This is a genomic window from Microcoleus sp. T3_D1 (assembly GCF_036700405.1).
GTDB lineage: Bacteria > Cyanobacteriota > Cyanobacteriia > Cyanobacteriales > Microcoleaceae > Microcoleus.
In genome coordinates this window covers 34,269-59,083 of sequence record NZ_JAUBOV010000009.1, presented here as the reverse complement: position 1 = coordinate 59,083, position 24,815 = coordinate 34,269, and the positions used below count along the sequence as shown (strand labels likewise).

The following is a 24,815-nucleotide window of genomic DNA, read 5'->3' as shown; positions in this document are numbered from 1 at the left end:
GAGCGATTAAATGTTATTGTGGGGCGTTGCTCAGAGCAACGCCCCTAAAATATTACTTGGACAACTTTAAAGGCTTCACAACATACTCAGAAGACTTAGCAGGTACTTGGCCTTTTTTGGCCATAGCTTGGTAAATCATGGCTGCTACTTCAGCGCGAGTTGCTGTTGTATTAGGCTGCAAAAGTGCGCGCTTCGGATGGTTGACAACAATGCCAGCTTCCGTGGCTGCTGCTACCTTATCAACTGCCCATTTCGGCACTTTTTTCCTGTCTGTATAAATCTGCAAAGTTTTGCTTGCTTTCGCTGACCGTTTCAAGTTTAAACCGCTCGCTAAAGCTGCGATGACTTCGACGCGGGGAATATTTTTGTCGGGACGGAACTCATTGTTTGGGTATCCTTTAAGATATCCAGTTTTGACGGTGTGGTCGATCGCCGGAGCGACAGGACTCTTGTCTTTTACGTCTTTAAAATCAATTGGTTTTCGGATCGGTTCTTTGTCGTCGGACATTCGCTGAATTAAGCGCGCTAGTTCGGCTCGCGTCATCGGTTCGTCGGGACGAAATTTGTTGTCGGTGGAATCAGCAAAAATTTTCCGATCGACTAAAGCGACAATGAACGGACGCGCCCAATATTTGTCTGGAACATCGGAGAATCTAACGGGCCCAACTTTGGGTTTATCAGCTTTCGGTTTGGTAATTGCTGGATTGGGAGTCGATCGCCCAATTGGCTTGCGAGGAACAACGATTACACCCACCGGAGGAGTTGCCGGTAAAATCCGCCCTAAAGGTGCAACAGGTGCGACATCCCGTTTTGACGGAACGGGGGTTGCAGCGGGCGATCGCAAATCCGAATTTGGCGATTCTGGCGTTAATATTCCCGGAGTCGCGGGCGTAACCGCAGGCTGAGAAAAAACGGCTGGAAATTGCCAATTTCTGGCATTCAATCGATCGGGATTTTTACCTGTTACCCAAAATAAAATTGCTCCCATCGTGCCGAAGGCAACCAAGATAGCAATCAATTCATCCAATCCTAGAGGGTTTCTTTCCCCTGACGGGGGTTGTGAAGAAGACATATTGTCACCTACATACTAATGTAGAAATTAAATCACATATTTTTTGGGTCTGGGGGAAACAGAGAAGGCTCAATCAACTATTCCAAAGTTCTCACTGTCAATACTTGCGGCGGCGTGGAATCGGGAGGATAAATAAAATCAACTTTTACCGATCGCGTTTCTCCCACAGCCAACCTCAACTTTACCATCGGTTCCACAACTTGACCGACACGCTGCCATAAATGCACGTAGCGAGTTACATCGTAACCTCCATCATCTTGGTAGCGCAGCCGCACAGTACCTCGAAAATAAGGAAAATCCAGCGGAGGTTGGCGAAACCGCAAGCCCTTTTTTGAGAGTTTATCTTCTTTTAAAGGCGTTTCCAAACTCACCGCTATTGTTTGCGGTTTTTGGGCAGTGTTATGCAGGGGCAAAATCAGATTGTAGTGTACGCCGTAATTGCCGTGGGCTTCGTAAGCGGTGTCGGGATAGCGCGCCAGCATTTTTCCGGCTTGCACTTGTTGGGTTCCCAAAGTGCCCCCGCGCAAGGTAGAGATCCCATAGGATATCGCTTTTCCAGTCTGGGGAATTGCCAGATTTTTAGCATCGCGATCGACTAATTCCGCTTCCCATCCCGAACCTTGCTGCACCCCTGCCACGCGGCCGTAAATCAGGCTTCCCGAAGTCGCGCCGGGGGGAGTCGGGGTTTTGTCGCGGGGGCCTGCCAAACCGCCATTATTCAGCAATTGCTGCCATTCTTCCAGAGTTGGCGCGCGCTCGCCCCCATCAGCATTTTGAGGTGCATACATGGCCAAAGTAGCGGCGTAAACCTTGGCCGGGGCGGGCACGGGGGCACCGCCCCTACAGTTAAGGCGCACAAAGGTAGAACGACCATTTATCGGCTTTTCCAGACCCCGCACGGGAATAGGGCGATTCATCAACAATGCGGTTTCTCCCGGTGCAATGAGCAGTTTTGCGGGAAAAGCCGGCTGCCGCATTCCCCGCAAAACGCTATCGACAGCCCTAATCCCAGGGCCGGAATATACTTCGCCGTCGGGATTCTCACTTAGTGCGGGTTTCTGTTTGAACGGTGCGTCTGGTTCCATCAGGTAACTGGCTGCCTGCAATACTTCCACCGTCACGGGCGCGGAACTGGGGTTGTAGAGCAAAGCTGCGATATACAAAGTGCGTAAATTTGCCGGAGTGTGAGAAAAGTGGTGAGCAAACAGGTTAAATTGCCCTTGAAAGGCAAAGTTCAGGTGAGCTGCGGGGACTTTTTTGCCGTCTGGGGGAAAGGTTGAGAGCAAAATGCCTTCTTTTTTGACCCATTCGGGACTGTTGCTGTTGAAGAGGGGGATGTTGTCGAGTTTTCCGGGGAGCGATCGCACTTCGGCATCTAGTACAATTTCCTCTGGTGCTGGTTTTCCGGGAACAGATTGTACGGGTTTTTTAAGTACAAATAATCCGCCGACTGCACAAAGGGCGATCGTAGAAATACCAGCAATTCGAGAAAAGAGATTTGGCTTCTGAATCATGAAAGTTAACTGTCAACCCAATCTCTGTACATCTTCCACCGACAGCGACAGCGCCTGAGCCACTTGATCTACGGTTAAACCCATCGCCAACAGTTGGGGAATCGCATCCCGTTGGGTTTGTTCTGCGCGATCGGCCCTTTGGCGTTCCTGTTCGGTATGGAGGCGTTCGAGTCTAGCTTGTTCGCTACCAGTTAACAACAAATTACCCTCATTATCCCACCAACGCAACCATCGCTGATGCTGATTTTGATAGCTACCTTCCCACACACCTAACTCTACTCCCATCAGGTCGATCGGATAATGTCCGCGATCGTTCGGTTGCAAACGGCGATAACGAGTATTCACCCAGTTATAGACTTCCAATTCGCTCGTTTTAATGATGTATATCGCATAGTAAGGAATGTGAATAATCTGCTCGTATACCCAAAACTTTCCGGGTTTCTGGTTGACACCTTCTGGTAAGCGAGATAAGGGAGTATTGTTTCGTTCTTCAGAGCCATTACCACTAGCAAATTCGATCGCAATCAATGGCACAATATACTCGCGCCAAATCACGTAAGAGCGGCGAATTTCCCCATCTATTAGGGGCGGAACGTTGGGAACGTAGAACCAGTCAGGCGCTTCGGCTCCCTTTTCGGGAGGGTCGGTTTCGCGCCAGTAAATGCCACAATCTTGCCCGATCGCATATTGTCCGTCCGGGTGGAGGGTTTGCAGTGTAGTTTCCAGGGAGTCGGTGAGTAGGATACTCTGGGGATGTGCTAGAAAGTTATGTACAAAAGTGCCGTCGGAGTCAGGTAGTTGGGTGCGATCGGGAAAGGCGGGGGGTAAGGTTGTGGGGTTGAGGCTTTGGGTCATGTCAGCTATCCGATGGTGAAATGACAGATGCTTTATTTAAGTATAGCCATTTTATATGGAAGGGCTTTAAACTGTTTAATACGCTCTCTGTCTATCGTTTAACTAGAGGTGTGACCATGCCGTTAATTGCCAAAATCGCAAGCACTAACGAACGAGTAGACATTACAAAATTGAAAAATCCTCGTGCCCAACTGCAAGCAGGTGACTTAGTATGTCAGCTTTGTGGTAGTCCGATGATTATTAAGCAAGGGATGATCAAAAAACCTCATTTTGCCCACAAAGCAGAATGCACAAGCGATTACCAAAGCCATCCAGAAAGTCCTGAACATCTTGCAGGGAAAGAGTTGATAGCAAAAACTCTCAAGACAGAACTGCCAGAGTACAGCCTTGCCCAAATAGAATATGAGTTTCCTATTCCTGAAGTAAGGCGGATTGCTGATGTTGTAGCAAAGTTTCCTAACGGGTGGATAGTCGCTCACGAGTGCCAACTAGCTTCAATAACAGTTGAAGAACTTGAAAAACGAACAGAGGATTACTTATATGCAGGAGTTGACGTTATTTGGTGGCTTGGCAAAGCTGCAAATACCAAGTCCAATCTCGATTGGTCTCACTCAAAGTTTGGATTTGCCCTCGTACTCAATTACGAGCAATTGTCCGCCCACGCTCAAGGAAGTCAAGATTGAACTCGAATGGATTTACTATAGATTCCGTGAAGGTTATTGGTACGAAAATTCAAACAATGAAACCTCTTACGAAATGCCTAATATATCTAGGTCTTACTTAGAATTTTCAGAACGTTTAAGGAAGCAAAAACCTACTGCAAAAGTTATTGACACGCTATATATTTTTCGCTGCCTTTACATTAAAAATAATGAATGGCAGAGATTTGACCAAACTATCGATTGGTATGAATTTTCTATCTTAGATAAGTTGATAGAGTCTTGTTTTGCTCGTTTTGGAGGCTCTGTCAGGAGGTTTGAACTGGGTATTCAATATTATTATGAATTTGATTGTGGTTTGGCTTCTGGTAAATCTCCTTGGCTGCACTACACTACGGATTTGATGCTTAAGCGATGTTTAGAGATTTGGCCAAAAATTAAACTCGATCAAATTCAGCGAGGGTTAGTTCTGCAAAAGCGCGGTAAACACTCCGTAAATGGTCATATTGGATCGCTCAACGCTAAGAAAGCTATAAAAAAAGAGGGGTATGGGGCTGATGAATGTTGGGTTGTGGTAAATCCAGAAGCACTGAAACCCTGGCGTGGTGAACTTCTACCTAAAAGTGGTATCGAGGCTGCAAAAAGAAGGGCGCATGAGTGGCAGTTGAAACGTACAGGCGCATCTCATAAATAATAGCTATATCTCTTACTTTTCATCCTTTGCGGTTGAAAATTTTAAAAGAGATCGCCACATTGAAAACCTTACCTTCGCTATGACCTTAGTATTATTTTTATCAGATTTATTGGCACTCATGCCGAGTATGACAAAGTAGATGCAGAAATAGTCTAAATAGAGGTGAATGTATGGAATTGCGCTCAATTAGAAATGAAACTGACTATCAGGAAGCCCTTCGAGAGATCGAGTTACTGTTTAATCCAGTTGTATGGTGCGTCGCTGCGGGAAACTTCCCACTAAGGCGCAGATATTCGAGGGCGACGCACCATACATTCTTAGCGCCTTCTGCTACCGAAAGAGCGACTCCGACTCGGTTGACGAGAATTTCTGCCGCTACCAAAACTCGGCTGCCGCTGGTATCGATTTTGACGTTGCTGCCGCGATCGCCTCAAAGTGCTGCCACCGTAACCCGAACCGGTCGATCGATTGCCATTTGGACGTACTGAGGGTCTTACTGGCTGGTTGTATGTGGGCGATCGCAAGCGGCCTGTCGTCCTTAAAACTTGACGGTTTCTCACAGCAGGAGGCGGAGTTTGATACCGAGTTTGATACTGCTGAACAGCTTGGCCGTAAGTATTACCATACCCGCCATATCCTGTCATAATCCCCGGCTGATACACTGGCGGCATATAATATTGCGGTCTAAATAACAAACTGCCGATCGCCTGACCGGCCACAGCCCCAGCAAACGGTGCCCAGAAGCCAGATTGCTGCCGCACTACTACGGTTTGTGGCTGACCGGTTTGAGGATTAGGAACAGTTTCGGTAACGTTGTGAACGTACTCAATTTTAAAATCTTCTGTCAAATGCAAAACCGCTTGATTGTTATCCACATTTAGATAACTTTTCTTGCCTGCCGATATTTCTTCATTTGTTAAGCGAGCCATTTGCAAATCCCTAGTGCGGTAAACTGGGGGACTGCCGGGGGGAGTATTCAGCAACATTAAACTGTATTCGCCATCAGCATCGTTGTAGGTAGCTTGCTGTACGGAATATTGACCTTGAGCCAAGTTATTGTTTGGTGCAGGACGCACCGTGTTAATATTTGGATTTCCAGCAGGATTTGCAGGAGGTCGTGGGGTAGGAGAACCGCAGGCGGTTGCCGTCCCTAAAAGACTTAAAGCCATTAAATAAATTGTCAGTTTTCGCAGCATCATAAATAGTAATTGGGAATTGGGCATTGGGCATTGGGCATCGGGCATCGGGCATCGCGCATTGGTAGCAAATAACCCTTCGACTCCGCTCTGGGCACCGCAAATAACTAATAACTAATAACTAACAACTAATTACTCCTTCCTTAAAGGGGAATAAGTTCGGGGAAATTGACCAACACTTGGTCGTTGGTAAGTTCGTCTCCCAACTGTGCGGGAGAAAAGTGAACTTGCACAGCTCGGAGCCTTTCTTGGTAATGTAAATTAATCAGTGCTTTTAAACCGACTTTCAGCGCGCTGATGTCAGCCAGGTCAGTTTCTAGGGCAGGAACTTCGCCTTCATACGCAACTGTCAGCATCACCACCACATTTCTAGTTACCGGCAAAGACAAGGGGGAATTTTTATCGTAAACAGATGTGCTGTATTGAGGCTCGCTGAGATAGCGATCGGCTGAATCAATGAAAAGTTCATCCACATAATCGCCCGCTTCGCCTTCATTCCAAAAAACATCGCCTTCATTGGCGGCTGATTGCCAGTAGTTGTCGTACTGCAACAGGTGATTGCAAATTTCTACAAGACCTTCTCCTAAAACTGCTATGTCGCCATCGGCATTAATTGCTTGTCTGGCGGTGCGGTTGAGAACTCCTAACAGCGGTGCAACATCTTCGCCTGTTAGGTGAACGAACACCCGGCAAACTGCCAATCTAGTTTTACCTGTAAATTGATTGAATCGATCGCGCCAAGCATTCATAACCTAATAGTTGTAATCTGTAGGGCTATATTTCCCACCATAGCAGGGGGTTTGAAGTCTTGCCGTCTACCCTCAGATTGATCTGAAGAGTATTTTTAGCGATCGCCTCGGCTGCCTACTGTCTCGCTTTGACTCATCTAATTTTATAGCAGTTTTCAATCGGATAAAATACAGTGCAAATACAGTAGGAAAACCGCACAGCCTTGTCCTGACTGGGAGCAGCGACTTTTAATAATTGGTATGAGATTGATGATGGTAGCAAGAGTTTTTTTAATTGATATTAATTCAGCGCTCGTTTGCTTAGCCGGAATATGATATTGTGTGCTATCGATTCATCTGTCTATTGTTTGCAGTGCTTCGCGAGCGCAATGACAGGAAATTGTAGGGGTAGATAATTTCAAATCAAAAAACCTCCAATCTTGCAAGATTGGAGGTGCGCTAAGCGAATACTTGGGTTTGAGATAACTATTTGAGGCTCGCGCTTTGGACTTGTTCGATCGCAATTTCAGAACTCAACTCAGCAACTGGCGAAACAGGCAAATCCAGCTCGCCGCCTGGAGCTTCTGGGTGTTCGCGAACGACTGCAACCGCATCTGCTGACTCAGCTACAGCACCCGCCGCCGCCAAATCGAGCAACGCCGGAACTTCCAAGTGTCCAGAAACACCTGCATCTGCGATCGGAGCGATCGGCTCTTCAAAAACTTCAAAATTATCGGTCATCGCAGCGCAAGCAGCAGAAGCACGCTTGCCGGCGCGGTAGCTCATGTAGGCCGCTCCGCCACCCAAAACTCCAGCCAAACCGAGGAAACCGAGAGCTGCTGTTTTGTAGGATTTCCACGGATTAATGCGCTCCGAGCCGCCGGAACCTAGGAGCGTTGTCGCAGAACCAGATTTAGACGCGCTAGATTTGCTGTAGGAACAGGGGAAAGCAGATGCGGCGTCACCTATGGCGATGCTGCTTGCGATCGCGACGACGGAAGCAATGCCAGCTAACACTTGAAACTTCTTCATGAGGCTTGGGAGATTGTAAAGGATAATTAAAAAATTAATGGTAACAGCTCTTTACAAATCTATCAACTCTGCGCGCCGCCCAGATCGCGGATCGATCGCAAAAGTCAGCTATAGCCTCACGCAATTCAAATTTTAAATTGCCCGATTAAAAAACTGGAAGGGTTACTATGTAAGCGTTTGGGCTAACAGAGCGGTAGAAGTTCAAGTTTTGTGAACCCCTACTTGGATCGCGCCCAAATAAGAAAATCTGAGGTGAGACAGTAGAAATTTTAATTACAGAGCGGCAAACACTTGGTGACAAACTACTTTTAAGGCTACTTTTGTAAAGGCTTAGTTATTGGAAAAACTCTTATTTTTATGACAGACAACGCGAATCAAGGCATTGAGCGATCCCCTCGCCGATTGTTGGTGACGGGCGGGGCTGGATTTATCGGCTCGAATTTTGTGCATCACTGGTGCAGCAGCTATCCGGGCGATCGAGTAGTGGTACTCGATGCTTTAACCTACGCCGGAAACCGACAAACCCTGGCAACTTTGGAAGGAGGCGAAAATTTTCGGTTTGTGCAGGGGGATATTTGCGATCGTACCTTAGTCGATACCTTGCTCAAAGAAGAAAACATCACCACAGTCGCGCACTTTGCCGCAGAATCCCACGTTGACAGGTCAATTATCGGGCCCGCAGCCTTTGTTCAAACAAACGTTGTCGGAACCTTCACACTGTTAGAAGCCTTCCGCAAGCATTTTGAAGCAATTGATGAGGCATCTCTCAAAGCACAAATGCGCTTCCTCCACGTTTCTACCGACGAAGTTTACGGCAGTCTCGGCCCCGATGACCCAGCCTTCACAGAAACAACTGCCTACTCGCCCAACAGTCCCTACTCAGCCTCCAAAGCTGGCAGCGACCACCTCGCCCGCGCCTATTTCCACACCTACGGCGTCCCGACAATTATCACCAACTGTTCAAACAATTACGGCCCCTATCACTTCCCAGAAAAGCTCATTCCATTAATGTGCATCAATATGTTATTGGGCAAACCGCTGCCAGTATACGGCGACGGTCAAAACGTGCGAGATTGGCTCTACGTTCTCGACCACTGCCGCGCTTTAGATGCCGTTATTCACCGCGGTCAACCTGGGGAAACCTACAATGTTGGCGGCAACAACGAGGTAAAAAATCTCGATTTAGTAAAAATGCTGTGTCAGCTAATGGACGAATTAGCTTCTGATTTACCCGCCCGTCCTTGCGAACAATTGATCGCATTTGTCAAAGACAGAGCCGGGCACGATCGGCGTTATGCTATTGATGCCACCAAAATTCAAACAGAGTTAGGTTGGACTCCCTCAGTAACAGTTGAAGAAGGTTTGCGACAGACTGTAGAATGGTACTTAGCCCATCGGGAGTGGTGGGAACCCCTGCTTTCGGAGGAATATCAAACTTACTACCGGAAAGTCTACTCTAACTAATCTCCTCCTGGACGCACGGGCTACCAAAAACCAGAACCAGTAAAAAACTGGTTTTCCAGCTCGAGAGTGCGTCCACAAAGGTTTCTGTCTTGCCTTCAAGCTTTACATTTAAACTCCCGGCGCAGAAACCGGGTGAGAGAAAGGAAAATCTTTAGTTGAGTGCGATCGATCCGAGTTAAAAAACCTGTTTTCTTTGGTCTTTGCTCCTAACTTCAGATTTAATTAGGTGCAGGTGACTATCACACACATTCGCCCTTGTCAATCTTTGTGAAGATTTAGTGAAAAATCACCCCAAACGCATAAATTTAAGTGTTTGTAGCTGATAATTTTAATAGAGTTACAACACATTAAGCATTTTAGAAGCTTTTAGTAAAAACAAAAAGCAGCAATGACCGAAATAAACTCGCTCAAGCACGTCCAAGAACCTAAATACTGGCTGTTAGGCATCGCCTCCGGTTTGATCGCCTTACACCTAACTCTGACTTCCAGAACAAACGACACTGACCTGTTCGGTACAATGTTACTGTTTTGGGGAGTCGTAGCATTTCTCATTTGGGAAAGGCACGAATCCTTAACTTTTGAAAGCGGAATTTTCGCCAGCTTCTTTGGGACATCGTTAATTGCTTTAATATTGCTCAAAAGTTCCTCGATATCGGGATACGACTTTTTTATCAGAGCAACGCCTTTTTTGTCGGGAATCAGTCTCGCCTTGCTTGCTTCCGGCACAAAAGGACTGAAACAATATTGGCAGGAACTTCTAATTCTTGGCTATACAGCTATTCCTCCAGGATTGATCGGAGTATTGGTTGATGTCCCCCAATTAACCGCTAAATTTTCAGCTTTCATCCTGCACTATGTAGGATTTGACGTGGTGCGAAAAGGGGTTTTTCTCATCCTGGAAAAGGGCAGCGTGGAAGTGAATCACGGCTGTTCCGGGGTGAATGCGATGCTACAATTGTTAGGACTAGCTCTGGTTTTCTTACTGATGTTTCCTACCACTACGGCTCAGAAAATTGTATTGCCATTCGTGGCAATAATTACTGCATTTGTAGTTAATGCCGCGCGAGTTGGTCTCCTGGCAGTGCTGGTATCGCTATCTCAACCCGAAGCATTTAAATACTGGCACGAAGGAAATGGTTCGGTAATATTTTCGATGATTGCTGTATTTATTTTCGGGCTATTCTGCTGGTTTGCTATTTTGAAAGACCAACCCCAAAATAAGGAAGGACAGAATTGCTAATGGCTATTACCTCTTGGAAACCACTTAGGCTTTCCCTGTTGGCTGTTACTTTGGGAGGGGTTTTGTTGGTTGCCGGAAAAGTGGTTTTATATCCATCGGACGGCAAGCATCTGGTCACCCCGTTTGAGTTTCCCGAGTCGGTGCCTCTAGCCGATTGGAAACTAAACAAGAGCGCGCCGATCGAACTTAGCGACAATTCAGAATTCCAAGCGGCCAGGAAATATGAATATCAAAAAAATAGCATGGCTCTAGAAATAGAGATGCGCTATGCGGTAGACACCATTGGGGCAGTGGAAGGTATGATGAGGGGACATACAGTTCTCAAGTCGTCTCCTGGTAAACTAGCATTAGTAAACACTCAAGGCGCGGGATTTCACGGAATCTTGCAACAGCCAAATCGACTGTATTTGAGTTCGTGTATCAATCCTCGTGGCAGTGCTACAGTAACTTCCCAACAGTTTAGATATAATCGAAATACTCGCGATTGGCACCCAAACCGTATTCTGTTTTGGTTGTTGGGTAGGGGAAATATTCAAGACCGGCGCTGTTTGTGGACTCAGATGTCTGTGCCTTTGGATAAAACAACTCCAGAAGATGCCAAAAAAATTCTAGAGAATGCTTGGGTTTCTTGGTATGGGTGGTGGCAGCCGCGATTCCCCGATCCTTGACTCGATTCAGTCGATTTTAGCTTTTAGCTTTTAGCTTTTAGATTTACTCCACAGGTGAATCTGGAAGCTGGAACAAGAGTCTAAAATTTTTGACTCTCCACGACTGTTGTCGGGGGCTTGTATCCGTTCTTGAGCGGGGTCAAGAGACATTTTTCTTAACAACAACTCTGATTATTTTATGAATGACATACAAGGCGAACAAGGTTTTTCTATCTACAGACTGCGTTGGATTGGCTACGGTCTATTAATTTTGTCTGTATTAGATACGATCGCAACTCTTATACCAGCCAATTTTGGCAATCGCCTCTGGGAATTGCAAACCATTGGGGCTGTAGTGGAACGGGTGCCAGTTCCTTTACTGGCAATGGCGCTGATATTTTTTGGAGAAGGGTACGATCGCAGAGGCTTGGAAGAAGTTTTTTTGAAGGTTTTGTCTTGGGTTTGTCTGCTGCTAGGTCTGGTTTTTCTGTTGATGCTGCCTTTGGGAATTTTTGGCACTATCTACGTCAACAACCAAAACAACCAGCAAATTACTACTCAAGCAAACCAACAATTAGCTCAGTTGCAGCAGGTGGAAGAACGGCTGAATAAGGGTAGTCCTGAAGATTTAAGGAATTTGGCGGGGGAACTTACTCGTTTGGGGGTACAAGCGGATACGCAAAACCCACAGCAATTGAAAGAGCAAATTCTTTCGAGAATTACTCCGGCTAAGGAACGGTTACAGACGCAAAGTGCTGCGGTTCAGCAAAGTCAGCGCTTGGGGTTATTTAAAAATGCTGTTAAGTGGCTGCTGGGCGCGCTGATTTCTAGTGTTTTGTTTTTTACGCTGTGGCGCGGTACTGACTGGGCTCGCTAGTAGTTTTGAGTTTTGAGTTTTGAGTTGCGAGTTTTGAGCTAGTAAGGTGCGCCTAGCGCACCCGGAGAGTCTTGTTGAGGACTAAGATGCGCCCTGTACACGCAGCCCGCGTCTTGGTGGTTAAGAAGACCCTCAAACCCTAGAAATTTCGTTGGGGGCAGCGCTGGCTCTTCTTCTTTTCAAAAGATATTATCGGTAATAAATCTTGTTTATTGCCGATAGCCAACACCGAGAATGAGGCAAATCCGTCGTTAGCGCAGCCCTCGAAGAGGATCGCACCAAGACGCGGGCTGGCATTGTGAAATCCACAATCCCTAATCCACAATCTAAAATCTAAAATCTAAAATCCACAATCCACAATCTAAAATCCACAATCTAAAATTTAAAATCCACAATCCACAATCCACAATCTAAAATCTAAAATCTAAAATCTAAAATCGATTGATGGTATTTTCTAGTTTGTCGGCAATGCCTTCCACCCAGTTTTCATCTTGTTTGGTGTAGCTGCGGGGCGCGTTAGCACCTAAGATTAAAACGCCTTGGCTGCCGATAGGTTGACAGATGACTCCTTGGGTATTTTCTGGCAAATAGTCAAATTCAATTTTGCCGGGATAAATATTGAGATTTACTAAATAAACTGGTTTATTTTTGTCGAGCACTCGCTGCAAAATCGGCCCCGGTTTGACTTCGGGATTGATGCCTAAAATACCGCGCCGCAATAGAACTTTTCCCTGATACACAATTACGATCGACCTTGTGGCGGTATTTGTCAACAGCAAACGCGACGCCCAGGCTAATTCTATTTTCACAGCCTCCGGCAAATCCGGCGCAAATTCAAAACCTTCTTCGCCGATAAGTTTTACGGAATCGGGCGATCGCGCTTGCACCTGCTGCCACAGCAAACCTGTTAAAATCAGCAAAGCGCTGATAATTACTCCCAAAGCGTCCGATCGAGCTTGAGAATCTGTAATTTGCTCTGTCAGCAACCGGTTTACCATTAGCAGCGTACCTGCTAACCCTCCTGCAACTAAGGGCAATTGCCGCAAAACTTTATTGGGATCAGATTTAGTCATTAGTCATTAGTCATTAGTCATTAGTCATTAGTCAGCAGTCATTAGTCAGCAGTCATTAGTCATTAGTCAGCAGTCATTAGTCATTAGTCAGCAGTCATTAGTCATTAGTCATTAGTCATTGGTAATTGGTAGTTGGTAATTTAACTAATGCCAACTGCCAACTGCCAACTGCCAACTGCCAACTGACTTTATCCTACTTCTCCTATTTCGACAATTCGCTGGAAGAGATAGCCGGTGCCACGGGCGGTGAGAATTAATTCGGGATTGCTGGGGTCGTCTTCCAACTTTGCCCTAAGCCGCGAGATGTGAACGTCCACTACGCGGGTGTCTACGTGGCGTTCTGGCGTGTATCCCCAGACTTCCTGCAAAATTTCCGATCGCGAAAAAGGCTCTCCAGAACGGCTGACAAGCAGTTCTAACAGGCTGAATTCCATGCCCGTGAGGCGAATTCGTTCGTCGCCTTTGTAAACTTGGCGCTTGTTGGTGTCAATCCTGATATTGGTGACGTGGATGACTCCAGAGCTGGGAATGCCCGATGCGCCGTTTTTGTCAACCCTCCGCAGTACCGAACGGATGCGGGCTTCAAGTTCTTTGGGAGAGAAAGGTTTGACGACGTAATCGTCGGCGCCCAATTCTAAACCGGTGATGCGATCGGCTACGTCTCCCAAAGCAGTTAGCATGATGATAGGCACGTCTGACTCTTTACGCAACTCCTGACAGACGCCGTAACCGTCTAGCTTCGGCATCATCACGTCCAAAACCACTAAGTCGGGTTCGGTGTTGCGAAAGGTTTCGAGAGCTTCTTCGCCGTCAGCAGCGGTGACGACATCGTAGCCAATCATGGAAAGGCGAGTCTCCAGAATGCGGCGGATACTGGCTTCGTCATCAACTACCAGAATTTTTTCTTTATGGTTTTCCAAGTTACCGAGCACTCCTTAAGTTACATTTCAGATAATGTTAATTTTTTGTACCCTATCATAGAAGACACAAATTGAATCATGTGTGGGGATCGGTCTGAAAGCTTGATAATTGCTTTAACTCAGACTTTTCTAAATGTTAGGGTGACTATTTATCATAGTAAACAATGCCTAAGCCTCGAATACAATATATTTGTCGGGAATGCGGCTATGATTCACCACAATATTTTGGCAGATGTCCTAGCTGTCAGAAGTGGGATTCTTTTGACGAGCAGTTAGAGCAACCTACTGCTGGTGTGCCGCGGGCTGGTTTAACTGGGGTGACAACTAAGACAGTGGGCGGTTCGCCCCCTGATAAGTCGAAGGGTCAACCAAGGGTATCTTTCAGATTATCGCAGATTTCCGACCAAACTCAGTCTCGCTGGCCTTCTGGTTACGGCGAGCTCGATCGAGTTTTGGGAGGCGGGATTGTTCCGGGCTCGCTGGTGTTGATTGGGGGGGAACCGGGAATCGGGAAATCGACGCTGCTGTTGCAGGTGGCGAATATGTTGGCCCGCAAGGATCGGATACTGTATGTGAGTGCGGAGGAGTCGGGCCAGCAGGTGAAGTTGCGATCGCAGCGTTTGGGTGTGGCTAATCCGGTGGAATTGTCAAGCAACGGCGGGCATAAATCTGGCAGCAACGGGGAAGTTAAAAGGGATTCCGAGGACAATTCAGCGGAGAATTTCTATTTGCTTCCAGAGACGGATTTAGAAGTTGTTTTGCGGGAGTTGGAAGCGCTGAAACCGAATGTGGCGGTGATTGACAGCATCCAAACTATTTATTTTGCTAGTTTAACATCGGCTCCGGGTTCGGTGGCTCAGGTGCGGGAATGTACGTCGGCTTTGATGCAGGTGGCGAAAAGGGAAAATATTACTTTATTTATTGTCGGTCACGTTACGAAAGATGGAGCTTTGGCCGGGCCGAGGGTTTTGGAACATTTGGTAGATACTGTACTGTATTTTGAGGGCGATCGCTTTGCTTCTCATCGACTTTTGCGATCGATGAAAAACCGTTTTGGCGCGACTCACGAAATCGGTGTTTTTGAAATGGTAGCCAACGGTTTGCGAGAAGTAGATAATCCGTCGGAGTTGTTTTTAGGGAATAGAGATGAATTTTCTCCCGGTACTTCGACGACAGTTACTTGCGAAGGAACTCGACCGATTTTAGTGGAAATTCAGGCGTTAGTCAGCCCTGCGAGTTTTGGTTCGCCGCGCCGTACTACTACTGGTGTGGACAATGCTCGATTGCAGCAAATTTTAGCTGTTTTGGAGAAAAGGGTGGGGATTCCTTTATCTAAATTAGATGTGATTTTGGCGACGGTGGGCGGGTTGAAGGTGGATGAACCGGCGGCGGATTTGGCAGTTGCGATCGCCGTTGTGGCCAGTTTTCGCGATCGGGTGGTTGATGCGCGCACAGTTTTGCTTGGGGAAGTTGGTTTGGGGGGACAGGTGCGGCCGGTTTCGCAATTAGAGTTGCGGCTGAGGGAGGCGGCGAAATTGGGTTTCAAAAGGGCGATTATTCCTAAGAATCAACCGGTGCCAGAGTTGGGGATGGAGATTATTCCGGTGGCGAAGGTAATTGATGCAATAATTGCCGCGATTCCGGCTACTCCGAGTCAGTTGCAGTCTGGTGATATGGATTTACAGTCTGTTGATTTGGAGGATGATTTGTCTAATTGAGATTATGTTAAAGTAGCAATAACTGGGTAAACACAAATCTAAAATTCACATGATGAAAGCCTACGAATTTCCAGCAAAAGTTACATCGGAAGGAAAAATCAACTTGACCGATGACATTTTAAAATACTTGGCAGTCAACCAAGAGGTAAGAGTGATAATTCTGGTGAATGAACAAACAAACTCAGAAGCCGATGAAGTAGAGGAAAAAACAGATTGGCATCGTCTTGCCGCCGAACAATTCTTTGCTGATTGCAGCGAAGAAGATGCAATTTACGCTGAGGATTGAGCAATGACTAATTATCAGTTTGGAGAATTAGTTATAGTCGCATTCTTGTTTGCGGGTACAGCCGAAACTAAACGCCGTCCCGGTTTGGTACTGTTGGACACAGGAGATGAAGATATGATTGTTGCCAAGATAACCAGTCAAATCCCTCGTACAACCTTTGATGTCGAAATTCAGGAATGGCAAAAAGCAGGATTAAAGCGACCTTCAGCGGTTCGCTTACATAAACTGAACACATTACAAAAAAGTTTAGTTGAAAGGAGACTGGGAATATTAACCCCTGATGATTTGGTGCAAGTGCGAGATAGAGTCAAACAAATCTGGTCTTTCATTGGATGAAAATACAGGATCGCAAGCTTCATTAGTCACGGCAAATCTCAAATCTCAAATTTCCAACTGTATGCGGAGGCACGAATTATGTATCAAGTAGACATTATTGAGGCAAAATAAAAGCTTCTGGAATTAATCGCAGCGGCGATGAGAGGGGAATAAGTGGCGATTACTCAAGATAACCAGCCTGTTGTAAAATTGGTAGGAATTCCCAAACAAGCTAAACCCAACCGACAAGCAGGAAGTGCCAAAGGAATGGTTTGGATGTCCGATGATTTTGACGAACCGCTAGAAGAGTTTAAGGAGTACATGGAATAAGGCTGTTGTTGGACACTCATGCCTTTATTTTGATGCTTATGCGCGGCTGTGGTGAATTAAGTTAGTGCAAAAAGAAAGAGGCAAAAAGGAGGTAATAGCAACGTGAGCGTTAGATTACATCCCCATGCTCAAGCACGATTGAGCGAGGTGCAACTGAGGCAGAAGTAATTGCTACTGTTGAAAGTGGCACAACTTTTCCGGCTCAATTTGGCAGAACCGGATTTAGGCGCAACTTTTCCTTCAATGCTGAGTGGCAGGGAAAAGTTTATGCTATGAAGAAAGTGGAGGCGATCGCAGCCCCAGAAGGCGAAGACTGGATAATTATCACTGTAATTGTCAAATTCTTTTGAGCAGGAGGTTCCCGTGAAACTGACTTACGATCCAAGATACAACGTAGCTTATATATACCTGAAAGAAAAAACCGCACAGGTAAACACTATCCAGGTTAGCGATCAAATGAATGTGGACATTGCCCCCGACGGTACTATTTATGGAATTGAATTACTCAATGCCAATCAACAATTAGGGGCAGATAGTCAAGGAAAACTGATTGTTGTCAACGAAGCTTTAGGAGAATATTCCGAAATTCAGCTTGCACTTTAATGGCATTGAAAACAATCAGTAAAAATGTGGTTGCTGGATGAATGCTAGGAGTAATATCAAATGATTCAAACTAACTGGCAATGCGTACACACCCTTCACGGACATTCATGTTCGGTAACTTCTGTTGTCATCACTCCAGACGGACAGACTGTAGTTAGCGGAAGTTCTGATAGCACAATTAAGCTGTGGAACCTCAACACAGGGCAAGAACTTCACACTTTATCAGGACATTCACAAGGGGTTACATCCATTGCTCTCGCCCCTGATGGACAAACTCTTGCTAGTGGCAGTAAGGACAAAACTATCAAGCTTTGGAATCTCAGCACTAAAGAGGAAATTTACACCATCACCGGACATTCAGACATAATTACTTCTGTAGTTATCAGCCCCGACGGGAAGAGTCTGGCAAGTGCCAGTGAAGACACAACTATCAAACTTTGGAACCTTAGAAATGGAGAAGAAATTCGGACTTTAAAGTGGCCAGTAGAAGTATTTTATAGTTTGGCTATTTTATTCAGCCCTGACGGAAAGATTCTACTTAGTAGCAGTGCAGATGATTATGTTTCTCTAAGTGCAGTAGCTTTTAATTTAACCACTGGAGATGAAATCTGGACAAAGCATTGGCAGGAGGGTATGGACTCTGTTTATGCGATCGCTGTTAGCCCCGATGGAGAAACTTTTGCGACTTTGCACTGTGTGGGAACTATTAAGCTGTGGAATCTCTACACGGGAATAGAAATCTATACTCTTGCGGAAAATTCAATGGGGGACTTATGCTTAGCTTTTAGCCCTGATGGGAAAATTTTAGCAAGTGGCGGGTGGGATTCTGGCAGCGAAGAGGATAGTACGGAACCTGGTATTATCGAACTTTGGAATCTCGATACCAGAGATAAAATTTGCAGTCTCTTGGGGCATTCATGGGGAGTTTACTCTGTGGCTTTTAGCCCGGATGGGCAGACTCTGGTTAGTGGAAGTGATAACAAAACTATCAAGATTTGGCAACGGGATTTATAAGCACGGGAAATTTTGTATAATTTTTAATGGACCTTTTAACTGAAAAATGAACCAGAGAAAAAAACAGCGCAAAAATCCGTGGAAAAATGAACTAAACGACATCATCCGAGGTGCATCGGGTGGCTTTTTGTTCGGGATTCCCCTGCTTTATACGATGGAGGTTTGGTGGATCGGTTCCCATACTAAACCAGCGGAAATGTCGATCGCGATCGCAACTACTTTTATCGTCGTTTTCTTGCTGACTCGCACTGAAGGTTTTCGCAAAACTAAGGACATCCGTTGGCTAGATGCTGCAATCGATACCGTAGAAGCGATCGCCATTGGCATTGTCTGCGCGGCTTTTGTCCTATTTTTGCTCAGGGAAATTACGCCGGAAACTCCGCTGCAAGAAACTTTGGGGAAAATCATATTTGAAGGCCTGCCGTTTGCCTTGGGAGTTGCCCTGGCAAGCGGTTTCTTGAGCGGCGATCGCTATCAAAGCTCAGACAGCGAAAAAGAAGCTACCATCAATCCAACTGTAGCAGATATCGGCGCTACTTTAATCGGCGCGATGATCATTGCTTTCAACATCGCCCCAACTGACGAAATTCCCATGCTAGCGGCCGGTATTTCGCCACCTAGGCAATTAGCAATTATCGCCGCTTCGCTGCTAATTTCCTACGGTATTGTATTTGTAGCAGGCTTTACTTATCAAGCAAAACGGCAGCAGCAGCAAGGGATTTTTCAGCGTCCCCTCAGCGAAACTGTCATGGCCTATTTAGTGTCGCTGGTGGCTTCTGCATTTATGATGTTTTTCTTCCACAAACTCAGTTTTGACGACCCGTGGTCGATTTGGTTGAACTATACGTTAGTATTGGGATTGCCGGCGGCTGTTGGGGGCGCGGCGGGGAGGTTAGCGGTATGAGTGAAAGTAATAACGAACAGCAAGAAAAAAGAACTCCTGCTGAATGGGCGACATTTGCGATCGCCTGCTTGATCCTTTGTACCATCACCGGACTCGTACTCTACAACTGGGTGACTAAAAAAGACGAACCTCCGATCATTTCTGTCACTCGGAACACACCAATTCGCGAAAATCAAGGGCAATTTTACGTCCCGTTTACAGTGACAAACACGGGCGGCGAAACGGCAGAATCAGTTCAAATTAGTGCCGAATTGCGCGTCAATGGCGAAGTCGTGGAATCCGGCGACCAACAAATTGATTTTTTGTCAAGCGGTGAAACTGAAGAAGGAGCTTTTATCTTCAGCCACAACCCCAGTCAAGGTGAATTGATCGTGCGATCGAGCAGCTACAAACTGCCTTAACAAAGTTTTCAACTCTCGTTTCCGGTAAGTGTGACCCTCATAAAATCCTGTCGCTGGGTGGGGGCGGGTTTAAAAATACCTTAGTTATTAAGGATAGCGAATTAAATAACTTACAATTTTAATTGTTATTGTGGGATGGGCGTCCCGCCCGTCCTTTTTGGACGGGCGGGACGCCCATCCCACAAACTTGTGGAAGTTATTTAATTCTCATTCCTAAGCAGAGATACGGGTGAACCCGCCCCTACAAAATTTACGTTTATTGACTCGGTATCATGTTAAATAGACATAATTCCCGTAGGGGCGGGTTTAATGAATCTCTCCAATCCAGTGAGAGATTCATTAAACCCGCCCCAACCTCGATATTGTAGCGCGATCGAGCTAACGCTTCACCAGATTGTGTTCCCACTTCCAAACACAGCTAGAAATCAAATTAGTGCAGATATGAGCCGTAATTGGCACTAACAAATTCCCAGTAACTAAAACGCTGTAACCCAACAGCAATCCGACAGCCGTTGCCCAAACAGCATAAGGCCACTGATCCAGGGCTCCCAAGTGCAGAATGCCGAAACAAAAACTCGATAAAACTAAACTGGTAACATTCAATCCCAAAGCAGACAGCATCACGCCTCGAAATAACAATTCTTCGCTAAGTCCCGGCAGCAGTCCCAGCCAAATTAAATCCGGCCAAAACAAAGGTTTGAGCACTACTTCCAAGTAAACATCCGCACTCCGGCGATAACCAGGCCAGAGGTGATAAACGATCGCACTACCGCCTGTAATTGCCAGTCCGAGCGTACATCCTTTGAGCAAGTCCATTCCTATCAATTTGACTGGCAAAAGCGATACCGATGCAAATAGCAACCACAATTTAGCTACCGCCAGCAACATAATTGCTGTCACGCCCATTGCTACTAAAACTTGGGTGCGCGTCAAGGGTTCAATTTCAGGATTTCCGGGAAGTTTTTCTGCCACTTAATCACTTTTAGATTTGAGGTTTGAGATTTGAGATTTGTTGGGTTTATACCAATTTTTTATGAGGCCCCGTAGAATCCGATCCCCCCTAGCCCCCCTTAATAAGGGGGGGACAAGAGCCGGATCAAAGTCAACCCCTACTCCCCAACAATCAGGGGGATTTAGGGGGATCGAGATATGTGCAACTTCACATTAAATTGGTATTAGTTAGATAAACAACGCAGGGAGGAGATGTCTGCACCCAAGGAAGCTGGACTGATGCCGGCTCGCAAAGCGACCAAAACTCCGATCGCCTCTAAATATGAGTTTACCTGCAAAGCTTTGATTCCGAGTTTTTCTGGAGTCGCCTGCATCTGGGTTTTGTTGTCCCCGACAGCGATGATTTGTACGGACGATCGCCCACTCAAACTCAGAATAGCACTGCCGCCGCAGGCTGTGGCGGGTATCACCACCGCATCGACTCGATCTGCCCACAAACCCTGAGACTCGAAATCTCTCCTGTTTGCATAGAATTTCTCTCTTGTGGGGAGTAGGGGTTGGGCATCTTGCCCGCCCAATACCTGTGACAGGCCAGATGCCTGTCCCACAGTAGGAGTGACAAATTGGGGAGCTTTGCTGAGGCCGGCAAGGACGCAAGGTAGGAAAGTATAGCCGATTTCCTCAGCAGCCGATCGCGGGGACAGGTGCGGATCGAGGGGAAGCGCAGACAGCGCGGGGGCGTGGGCGCAGGGGATTTTAAACGTCCTGACGACGAGGTGGCTGATTACAGCTTCCGCGCCGGCGAGGGGGTCAACTCCTTTGCCGCGGCGGTAGTTTTCGAGGGCGAGGCTGCCTTCATCGTCGGGAAATCTGGCTACAACTGCGATCGCCTCTACTCTTGCTTGTTTGATTAATTTTTCTGCCGCGCGCAATAAACTGTCGGGATTGCCGATCGTCCCCCAGGATGCCCCTGATTCAGAAATACGCAATTCTACTTGCAGGGGGCGATCGGTTAAAACACAATCGGTTATATTCAAACCCAATGTAGCTCTCGCTGCATCAGCCGCTTGCAGTTGGCGCAGTTGCAAGTCTGGTTCAATGCCGGCATCGAGGATTAAGCCGATGCGATTTTGATGTACCGGTTGCAGGCCCCAGCATCCGGCAGCAAATTTGTCAAGGGCGTAACCTTCAACGTAGAGAGCGTTAGGTATCGGCCAATAAAGTTGAGCGCCGTTGAGGACGTTGGGGTGAGTGATTAGGGTGTCTGAAATTTGGGCGATCGCCCTAGCCACGGGCAGCGCATCTCCTGCAAACCCACCAATCGAGGCTCCAACGCCTGTGGGGACTATCAAAACCACTGTCAAAGGGCGGGGGTTCACGATGTTGCGGGGGATGCTTCCACGAGCACGTAGCCTTCTACCACAGCCTTTTGCCGATCGACATCCACGTCTGTGACTGCCCACCGCAGGGGTTCGCCGTACTTTTGCAGTTCAATTTCAATAGCCGAGTGCAGTTGCTCGGCGGTATCGTGGAGGTCAACTTCTGCGGAAATGAAATGGGTGGTCATAGGGCGATCCATAGTGTTTTACCGCTAACGGTACTTAGGTCAATTTTAGCTTAGTCCTAGGATTTACCGAATTGGCGATCGTACACAATGTCTTCTTTTTCTGTTTCTATCTTCAAGTTCGATCGGGGATAAGCAACACACAGCAACACATAACCTTCTGCCTGAAGTTCGGGACTAACGCCCATGCCATCAACTTGATCAACTTCACCCTCAATAATTTTAGCAGCGCAAGTAGTACAAACCCCCGCATTGCAAGAACTCGGCAACTCAATGCCGGCGGCGTTGGCGGCGCGGAGAATTTGTTTATCTTCGGGTACTTCTACGGTATAGGTAGTGCCTTGGTGGATCAATTCAACTGTGTAAGTCTTAGACATATTTCAATTATTGGTTTTAATTCCCCAATTGGAATTTACGCTAGATTTGGAAACAAAGCAATCAGTATTTTACCGCTGTTTGTGCTTTTGTGCAATTTTACAACTGCATTTTTTATTGATAATTTTTTTTATTAAATGGCGGGGCGAGCGAGTGGCATTTTGTCAATGACTTTTTCACAAATTATAACGATCGTCACGGGCGAACTCTGCCAGAAAGCACTTATACCTAACTAATTTTTGCCTTCAAGCCAACAACTCCTCAACAGCAACACTAAAACCCGCCAGCACTAACTGAGTGCTGATGGTAGAACCCTGGTTAAAGGTTAACTTTTGAGTTTTAGTCACGATCAATATCCAGCGACTTTCTGGAAAAACTATCCAAACTTCCAAACAACCCGAATCTAAATACTCTTGTGCTTTCAGAAAAATCTCTTCCGCACTATCAGTAGGAGAAACTATTTCAGCAATTAACGGCGGACTTTGAGGCAAAGCAGGAACATCGCCAAATTGAGCCACAAGTTCAGGAGTCAGATAAGCTACATCAGCACGGCGCACACGCCTGTCAGTACGACAAGGAACTTCGACATAAACTTCGCCTCCTTGTCCGCTAGAATCTTTGTAATTTCCCCAATAACGATCTAGTCTAGATTGGATGAGACTGTGTTTTACTGTCATGCCATTTTTCTCCGCGATTTGCCCGTCCACCCATTCCATATCGTCGGGGGGATTAGCCATGAAGTCTTCTAGAGAAACATTTTCTGATAAAACGGCAGCCATTGCCATTGCCATTTACTCCCTTTTGCAGAATTCACTAAATTATAGCAATCAATTGGTAATGGGTAATTGGGAATTGGGAATTGGGAATTGGGAATTGGGAATTGGAACTGAGATATTGCACCATTTTCAGCAACAGGCAAGATGCCTGTTCCACAAAGATATTGATTTTCTTGTGGAACAGGCATCTTGCCTGTTCATAAAAGGCTTATTGAGAATGGTGCAATATCTCAGTTGGAGTAAAAAAATAACCCATGCCCTATGCCCTATGCCCCATGCCCCATGCCCAATTTACTCAATATTAATTTGATTGGGAGGCTTAGGTTGATTCGGTTTGTCATCCTTCAAAGTTTTACGCCCCGAACTAGCATAATCCTTATAAAAATCCACAAACATCTTTGTCAACTGCTGCAAAGAAAGTTGTTCGCCATTAATTTGAGCTTTCATATAAGCTTTAAGCACTTCAATGTAAGCCAAACCGAGGGCCAGCGTGAGAGTTGCTGCGGTTGCACCGGAGATAGCACCGCCGACAACAGTACCCGCACCAGGAATCATTTTAATCAAATTAGTAACAATACTTCTGCCGATAGCAGTAACCCCGCCAGCGCCGCTAATAGCAGACAGCATCGCCGAAATAAAGCCCTTATCAAAGGGCATTCCAAAAATTACAGTAATATTAGCAATCATTGCCGTTTGCATCGTCATCAAAATCGGCGCATCAGCAAACGGTACAGGAGTCGCGCCGACAATTGCAGAACCTGCAACATAAGCACTTAGATACTTAAATGCCATATCGGATTTGAGCGCAATATTGGCAATTTGTTCTTTAATAAAAGCTTTTTTAGCTACTTCCGGCAGCAGTTGAACAGTTGCATCTACCAACTTGTCTAAACCGTGAGATTTTACTGTATAATCCTCATCGATTTCTTCCGGTTCAGCCATCACAGGGATGATTTGACTGACTGGCAAATTCATGTGTTCCAGTTGCTTGAAAAACTCGCCCGGCTTTTTAGATGTCGTCTGAGTCAGCACTAAAAGAACTGGTACATCTTTGACTTCCATTTCTTTTAGCCAGCTTTCCTCGACAGATTCTATTCTATTGGCGCTGTGATTGATGCAGTACCAGATGACGTGAATGTGTTCTTTTGGGTGCAGGAGTCTTTGGTCTTCAATTAGTTTAGCAACGTTTAATTGAATAACTTTAATTTGTTCGGCGTTGAGTTCGAGTCCGGGAGTATCGTAGACTGTAATTGGGCAATTCGGTTTGGTATATTGGCGAATGCCTTGAGTTATGGGGCGGCCGACTCCGGTTTCTGCTAAGCGTTGGCGAAAAACGGAATTTATTAGGGTACTTTTGCCGACGCCGGTTTTGCCGATGACTAAAACATTGCACTGTCCCACTTGGTTTTCTGCGTCTTTGAAGGCGTAGTAACTTCTATTTAAAAGCTCGTCTAAGGAAAAGTCGTCTGACATGGCGGTTTGCTCCGATAGTGGTGGGATATTAATTCAATACCACCGAATAGAATTCCGATGCTCTACAAACGAAGTCCGCGAAGGCGGACTGGGGAGTATTAAATATATTGTAGCAATTTGATTTCAGAACCAGT

29 protein-coding genes and 1 pseudogene are annotated in these 24,815 nt (G+C 46.3%); 15 read left to right on the top strand and 15 right to left on the bottom strand.

Translation table 11 applies throughout. The annotated features are described in order from the left end of the window. Window positions 1-52 precede the first annotated feature (52 nt). From QT992_RS06830 to QT992_RS06820, 3 genes are all read right to left on the bottom strand, one after another. Window positions 53-1,072, bottom strand: a complete 1,020-nt coding sequence (locus tag QT992_RS06830; RefSeq protein WP_333336419.1) for an S-layer homology domain-containing protein — start codon at window positions 1,070-1,072, stop codon at window positions 53-55. A gap of 77 nt (window positions 1,073-1,149) precedes the next feature. Continuing rightward, on the bottom strand, window positions 1,150-2,586 hold the full coding sequence (locus QT992_RS06825) for a DUF3370 domain-containing protein (RefSeq protein ID WP_333336417.1): 1,437 nt from the start codon (window positions 2,584-2,586) through the stop codon (window positions 1,150-1,152). Window positions 2,587-2,598: 12 nt separating this feature from the next. Continuing rightward, window positions 2,599-3,441: a Uma2 family endonuclease gene (locus QT992_RS06820; RefSeq protein WP_333336415.1), complete on the bottom strand. Its 843-nt coding sequence runs from the start codon at window positions 3,439-3,441 to the stop codon at window positions 2,599-2,601. A gap of 116 nt (window positions 3,442-3,557) precedes the next feature. On the opposite strand from QT992_RS06820, the gene QT992_RS06815 reads away from it, so the two are divergent. The 3 genes and pseudogenes from QT992_RS06815 to QT992_RS06805 form a co-directional block, all read left to right on the top strand. Continuing rightward, entirely contained in the window at window positions 3,558-4,124 is a 567-nt protein-coding gene (locus QT992_RS06815; protein WP_333336413.1) for a competence protein CoiA family protein, read from the top strand. Between the two features lie 73 nt (window positions 4,125-4,197). Next, entirely contained in the window at window positions 4,198-4,794 is a 597-nt protein-coding gene (locus QT992_RS06810) for a hypothetical protein (protein WP_333336411.1), read from the top strand. 78 nt (window positions 4,795-4,872) lie between these two features. Next, window positions 4,873-4,950: pseudogene (locus tag QT992_RS06805) on the top strand (type II toxin-antitoxin system HigB family toxin); the annotation flags it as partial. A gap of 161 nt (window positions 4,951-5,111) precedes the next feature. On the opposite strand, the gene QT992_RS06800 reads toward QT992_RS06805, so the two are convergent. The 3 genes from QT992_RS06800 to QT992_RS06790 form a co-directional block, all read right to left on the bottom strand. Next, complete coding sequence (locus QT992_RS06800; RefSeq protein WP_333336478.1) at window positions 5,112-5,993, bottom strand: hypothetical protein; 882 nt, start codon at window positions 5,991-5,993, stop codon at window positions 5,112-5,114. A gap of 140 nt (window positions 5,994-6,133) precedes the next feature. Next, on the bottom strand, window positions 6,134-6,739 hold the full coding sequence (locus QT992_RS06795) for a DUF1517 domain-containing protein (RefSeq protein WP_333314696.1): 606 nt from the start codon (window positions 6,737-6,739) through the stop codon (window positions 6,134-6,136). Between the two features lie 465 nt (window positions 6,740-7,204). After that, window positions 7,205-7,750 carry a hypothetical protein gene (locus QT992_RS06790; protein WP_333314694.1) on the bottom strand — a complete coding sequence of 182 codons (546 nt, stop codon included), beginning with the start codon at window positions 7,748-7,750 and terminating at the stop codon, window positions 7,205-7,207. Between the two features lie 357 nt (window positions 7,751-8,107). Here QT992_RS06790 and rfbB point away from each other — a divergent pair, with 357 nt between their 5' ends. The 4 genes from rfbB to hpsJ-A all read left to right on the top strand — a co-directional run bounded on the left by rfbB (window position 8,108) and on the right by hpsJ-A (window position 11,978). After that, window positions 8,108-9,214 (top strand): dTDP-glucose 4,6-dehydratase, encoded by a 1,107-nt coding sequence (rfbB, locus tag QT992_RS06785; RefSeq protein WP_333314643.1) that lies wholly within the window; start codon window positions 8,108-8,110, stop codon window positions 9,212-9,214. A gap of 388 nt (window positions 9,215-9,602) precedes the next feature. After that, complete coding sequence (crtA, locus tag QT992_RS06780) at window positions 9,603-10,454, top strand: cyanoexosortase A (RefSeq protein ID WP_333314640.1); 852 nt, start codon at window positions 9,603-9,605, stop codon at window positions 10,452-10,454. After that, entirely contained in the window at window positions 10,454-11,122 is a 669-nt protein-coding gene (locus tag QT992_RS06775; protein WP_333314637.1) for a cyanoexosortase A system-associated protein, read from the top strand. The genes crtA and QT992_RS06775 overlap by 1 nt, the downstream gene beginning before the upstream one ends. Window positions 11,123-11,300: 178 nt before the next feature. Then, the gene (gene hpsJ-A / locus QT992_RS06770) at window positions 11,301-11,978 is read left to right on the top strand and encodes an HpsJ-like protein, cyanoexosortase A-associated (RefSeq protein WP_333314636.1); all 678 of its coding nucleotides are present in this window, start codon (window positions 11,301-11,303) and stop codon (window positions 11,976-11,978) included. A 431-nt stretch (window positions 11,979-12,409) separates the two neighbouring features. Here the strand turns inward: hpsJ-A and QT992_RS06765 are convergent, their stop codons facing one another. Next, window positions 12,410-13,051, bottom strand: a complete 642-nt coding sequence (locus tag QT992_RS06765; protein ID WP_333314632.1) for a cofactor assembly of complex C subunit B — start codon at window positions 13,049-13,051, stop codon at window positions 12,410-12,412. Window positions 13,052-13,239: 188 nt separating this feature from the next. After that, on the bottom strand, window positions 13,240-13,971 hold the full coding sequence (gene rpaB / locus QT992_RS06760; RefSeq protein ID WP_071587789.1) for a response regulator transcription factor RpaB: 732 nt from the start codon (window positions 13,969-13,971) through the stop codon (window positions 13,240-13,242). Between the two features lie 164 nt (window positions 13,972-14,135). On the opposite strand from rpaB, the gene radA reads away from it, so the two are divergent. From radA to QT992_RS06720, 8 genes are all read left to right on the top strand, one after another. Then, on the top strand, window positions 14,136-15,689 hold the full coding sequence (gene radA / locus QT992_RS06755) for a DNA repair protein RadA (RefSeq protein WP_333336408.1): 1,554 nt from the start codon (window positions 14,136-14,138) through the stop codon (window positions 15,687-15,689). Between the two features lie 49 nt (window positions 15,690-15,738). Continuing rightward, on the top strand, window positions 15,739-15,975 hold the full coding sequence (locus QT992_RS06750; RefSeq protein ID WP_333336406.1) for a hypothetical protein: 237 nt from the start codon (window positions 15,739-15,741) through the stop codon (window positions 15,973-15,975). A gap of 3 nt (window positions 15,976-15,978) precedes the next feature. Next, complete coding sequence (locus tag QT992_RS06745; RefSeq protein ID WP_333336404.1) at window positions 15,979-16,311, top strand: type II toxin-antitoxin system PemK/MazF family toxin; 333 nt, start codon at window positions 15,979-15,981, stop codon at window positions 16,309-16,311. Between the two features lie 153 nt (window positions 16,312-16,464). Continuing rightward, window positions 16,465-16,620 carry a DUF2281 domain-containing protein gene (locus QT992_RS06740; protein WP_333336402.1) on the top strand — a complete coding sequence of 52 codons (156 nt, stop codon included), beginning with the start codon at window positions 16,465-16,467 and terminating at the stop codon, window positions 16,618-16,620. A 363-nt stretch (window positions 16,621-16,983) separates the two neighbouring features. Beyond that, window positions 16,984-17,223 carry a DUF2283 domain-containing protein gene (locus tag QT992_RS06735; protein ID WP_333336400.1) on the top strand — a complete coding sequence of 80 codons (240 nt, stop codon included), beginning with the start codon at window positions 16,984-16,986 and terminating at the stop codon, window positions 17,221-17,223. Window positions 17,224-17,283: 60 nt separating this feature from the next. Then, the gene (locus tag QT992_RS06730; RefSeq protein ID WP_333336398.1) at window positions 17,284-18,237 is read left to right on the top strand and encodes a WD40 repeat domain-containing protein; all 954 of its coding nucleotides are present in this window, start codon (window positions 17,284-17,286) and stop codon (window positions 18,235-18,237) included. A 46-nt stretch (window positions 18,238-18,283) separates the two neighbouring features. Then, window positions 18,284-19,141, top strand: a complete 858-nt coding sequence (locus tag QT992_RS06725; protein WP_333336396.1) for a TIGR02587 family membrane protein — start codon at window positions 18,284-18,286, stop codon at window positions 19,139-19,141. Continuing rightward, on the top strand, window positions 19,138-19,542 hold the full coding sequence (locus tag QT992_RS06720; RefSeq protein ID WP_333336394.1) for a TIGR02588 family protein: 405 nt from the start codon (window positions 19,138-19,140) through the stop codon (window positions 19,540-19,542). The genes QT992_RS06725 and QT992_RS06720 overlap by 4 nt, the downstream gene beginning before the upstream one ends. Before the next feature lie 378 nt (window positions 19,543-19,920). On the opposite strand, the gene QT992_RS06715 is transcribed toward QT992_RS06720, so the two are convergent. From QT992_RS06715 to QT992_RS06685, 7 genes are all read right to left on the bottom strand, one after another. After that, window positions 19,921-20,514, bottom strand: coding sequence for a CPBP family intramembrane glutamic endopeptidase (locus QT992_RS06715; RefSeq protein ID WP_333318940.1), 594 nt, complete (start codon window positions 20,512-20,514; stop codon window positions 19,921-19,923). Window positions 20,515-20,717: 203 nt separating this feature from the next. Next, window positions 20,718-21,872 (bottom strand): DUF3326 domain-containing protein, encoded by a 1,155-nt coding sequence (locus QT992_RS06710; RefSeq protein WP_333318938.1) that lies wholly within the window; start codon window positions 21,870-21,872, stop codon window positions 20,718-20,720. Continuing rightward, entirely contained in the window at window positions 21,869-22,060 is a 192-nt protein-coding gene (locus QT992_RS06705) for a hypothetical protein (RefSeq protein WP_333339201.1), read from the bottom strand. The genes QT992_RS06710 and QT992_RS06705 overlap by 4 nt, the downstream gene beginning before the upstream one ends. A gap of 56 nt (window positions 22,061-22,116) precedes the next feature. Then, window positions 22,117-22,434 carry a 2Fe-2S iron-sulfur cluster-binding protein gene (locus QT992_RS06700; protein ID WP_333318936.1) on the bottom strand — a complete coding sequence of 106 codons (318 nt, stop codon included), beginning with the start codon at window positions 22,432-22,434 and terminating at the stop codon, window positions 22,117-22,119. Window positions 22,435-22,677: 243 nt separating this feature from the next. Continuing rightward, window positions 22,678-23,223, bottom strand: a complete 546-nt coding sequence (locus tag QT992_RS06695) for a Uma2 family endonuclease (protein WP_445305351.1) — start codon at window positions 23,221-23,223, stop codon at window positions 22,678-22,680. Further along, window positions 23,178-23,396 carry a hypothetical protein gene (locus tag QT992_RS06690; RefSeq protein WP_333339198.1) on the bottom strand — a complete coding sequence of 73 codons (219 nt, stop codon included), beginning with the start codon at window positions 23,394-23,396 and terminating at the stop codon, window positions 23,178-23,180. Before QT992_RS06690 ends, QT992_RS06695 begins: the two co-directional genes overlap by 46 nt. Before the next feature lie 103 nt (window positions 23,397-23,499). Continuing rightward, window positions 23,500-24,681 carry a GTPase gene (locus QT992_RS06685; protein WP_333339195.1) on the bottom strand — a complete coding sequence of 394 codons (1,182 nt, stop codon included), beginning with the start codon at window positions 24,679-24,681 and terminating at the stop codon, window positions 23,500-23,502. Window positions 24,682-24,815 lie beyond the last annotated feature (134 nt).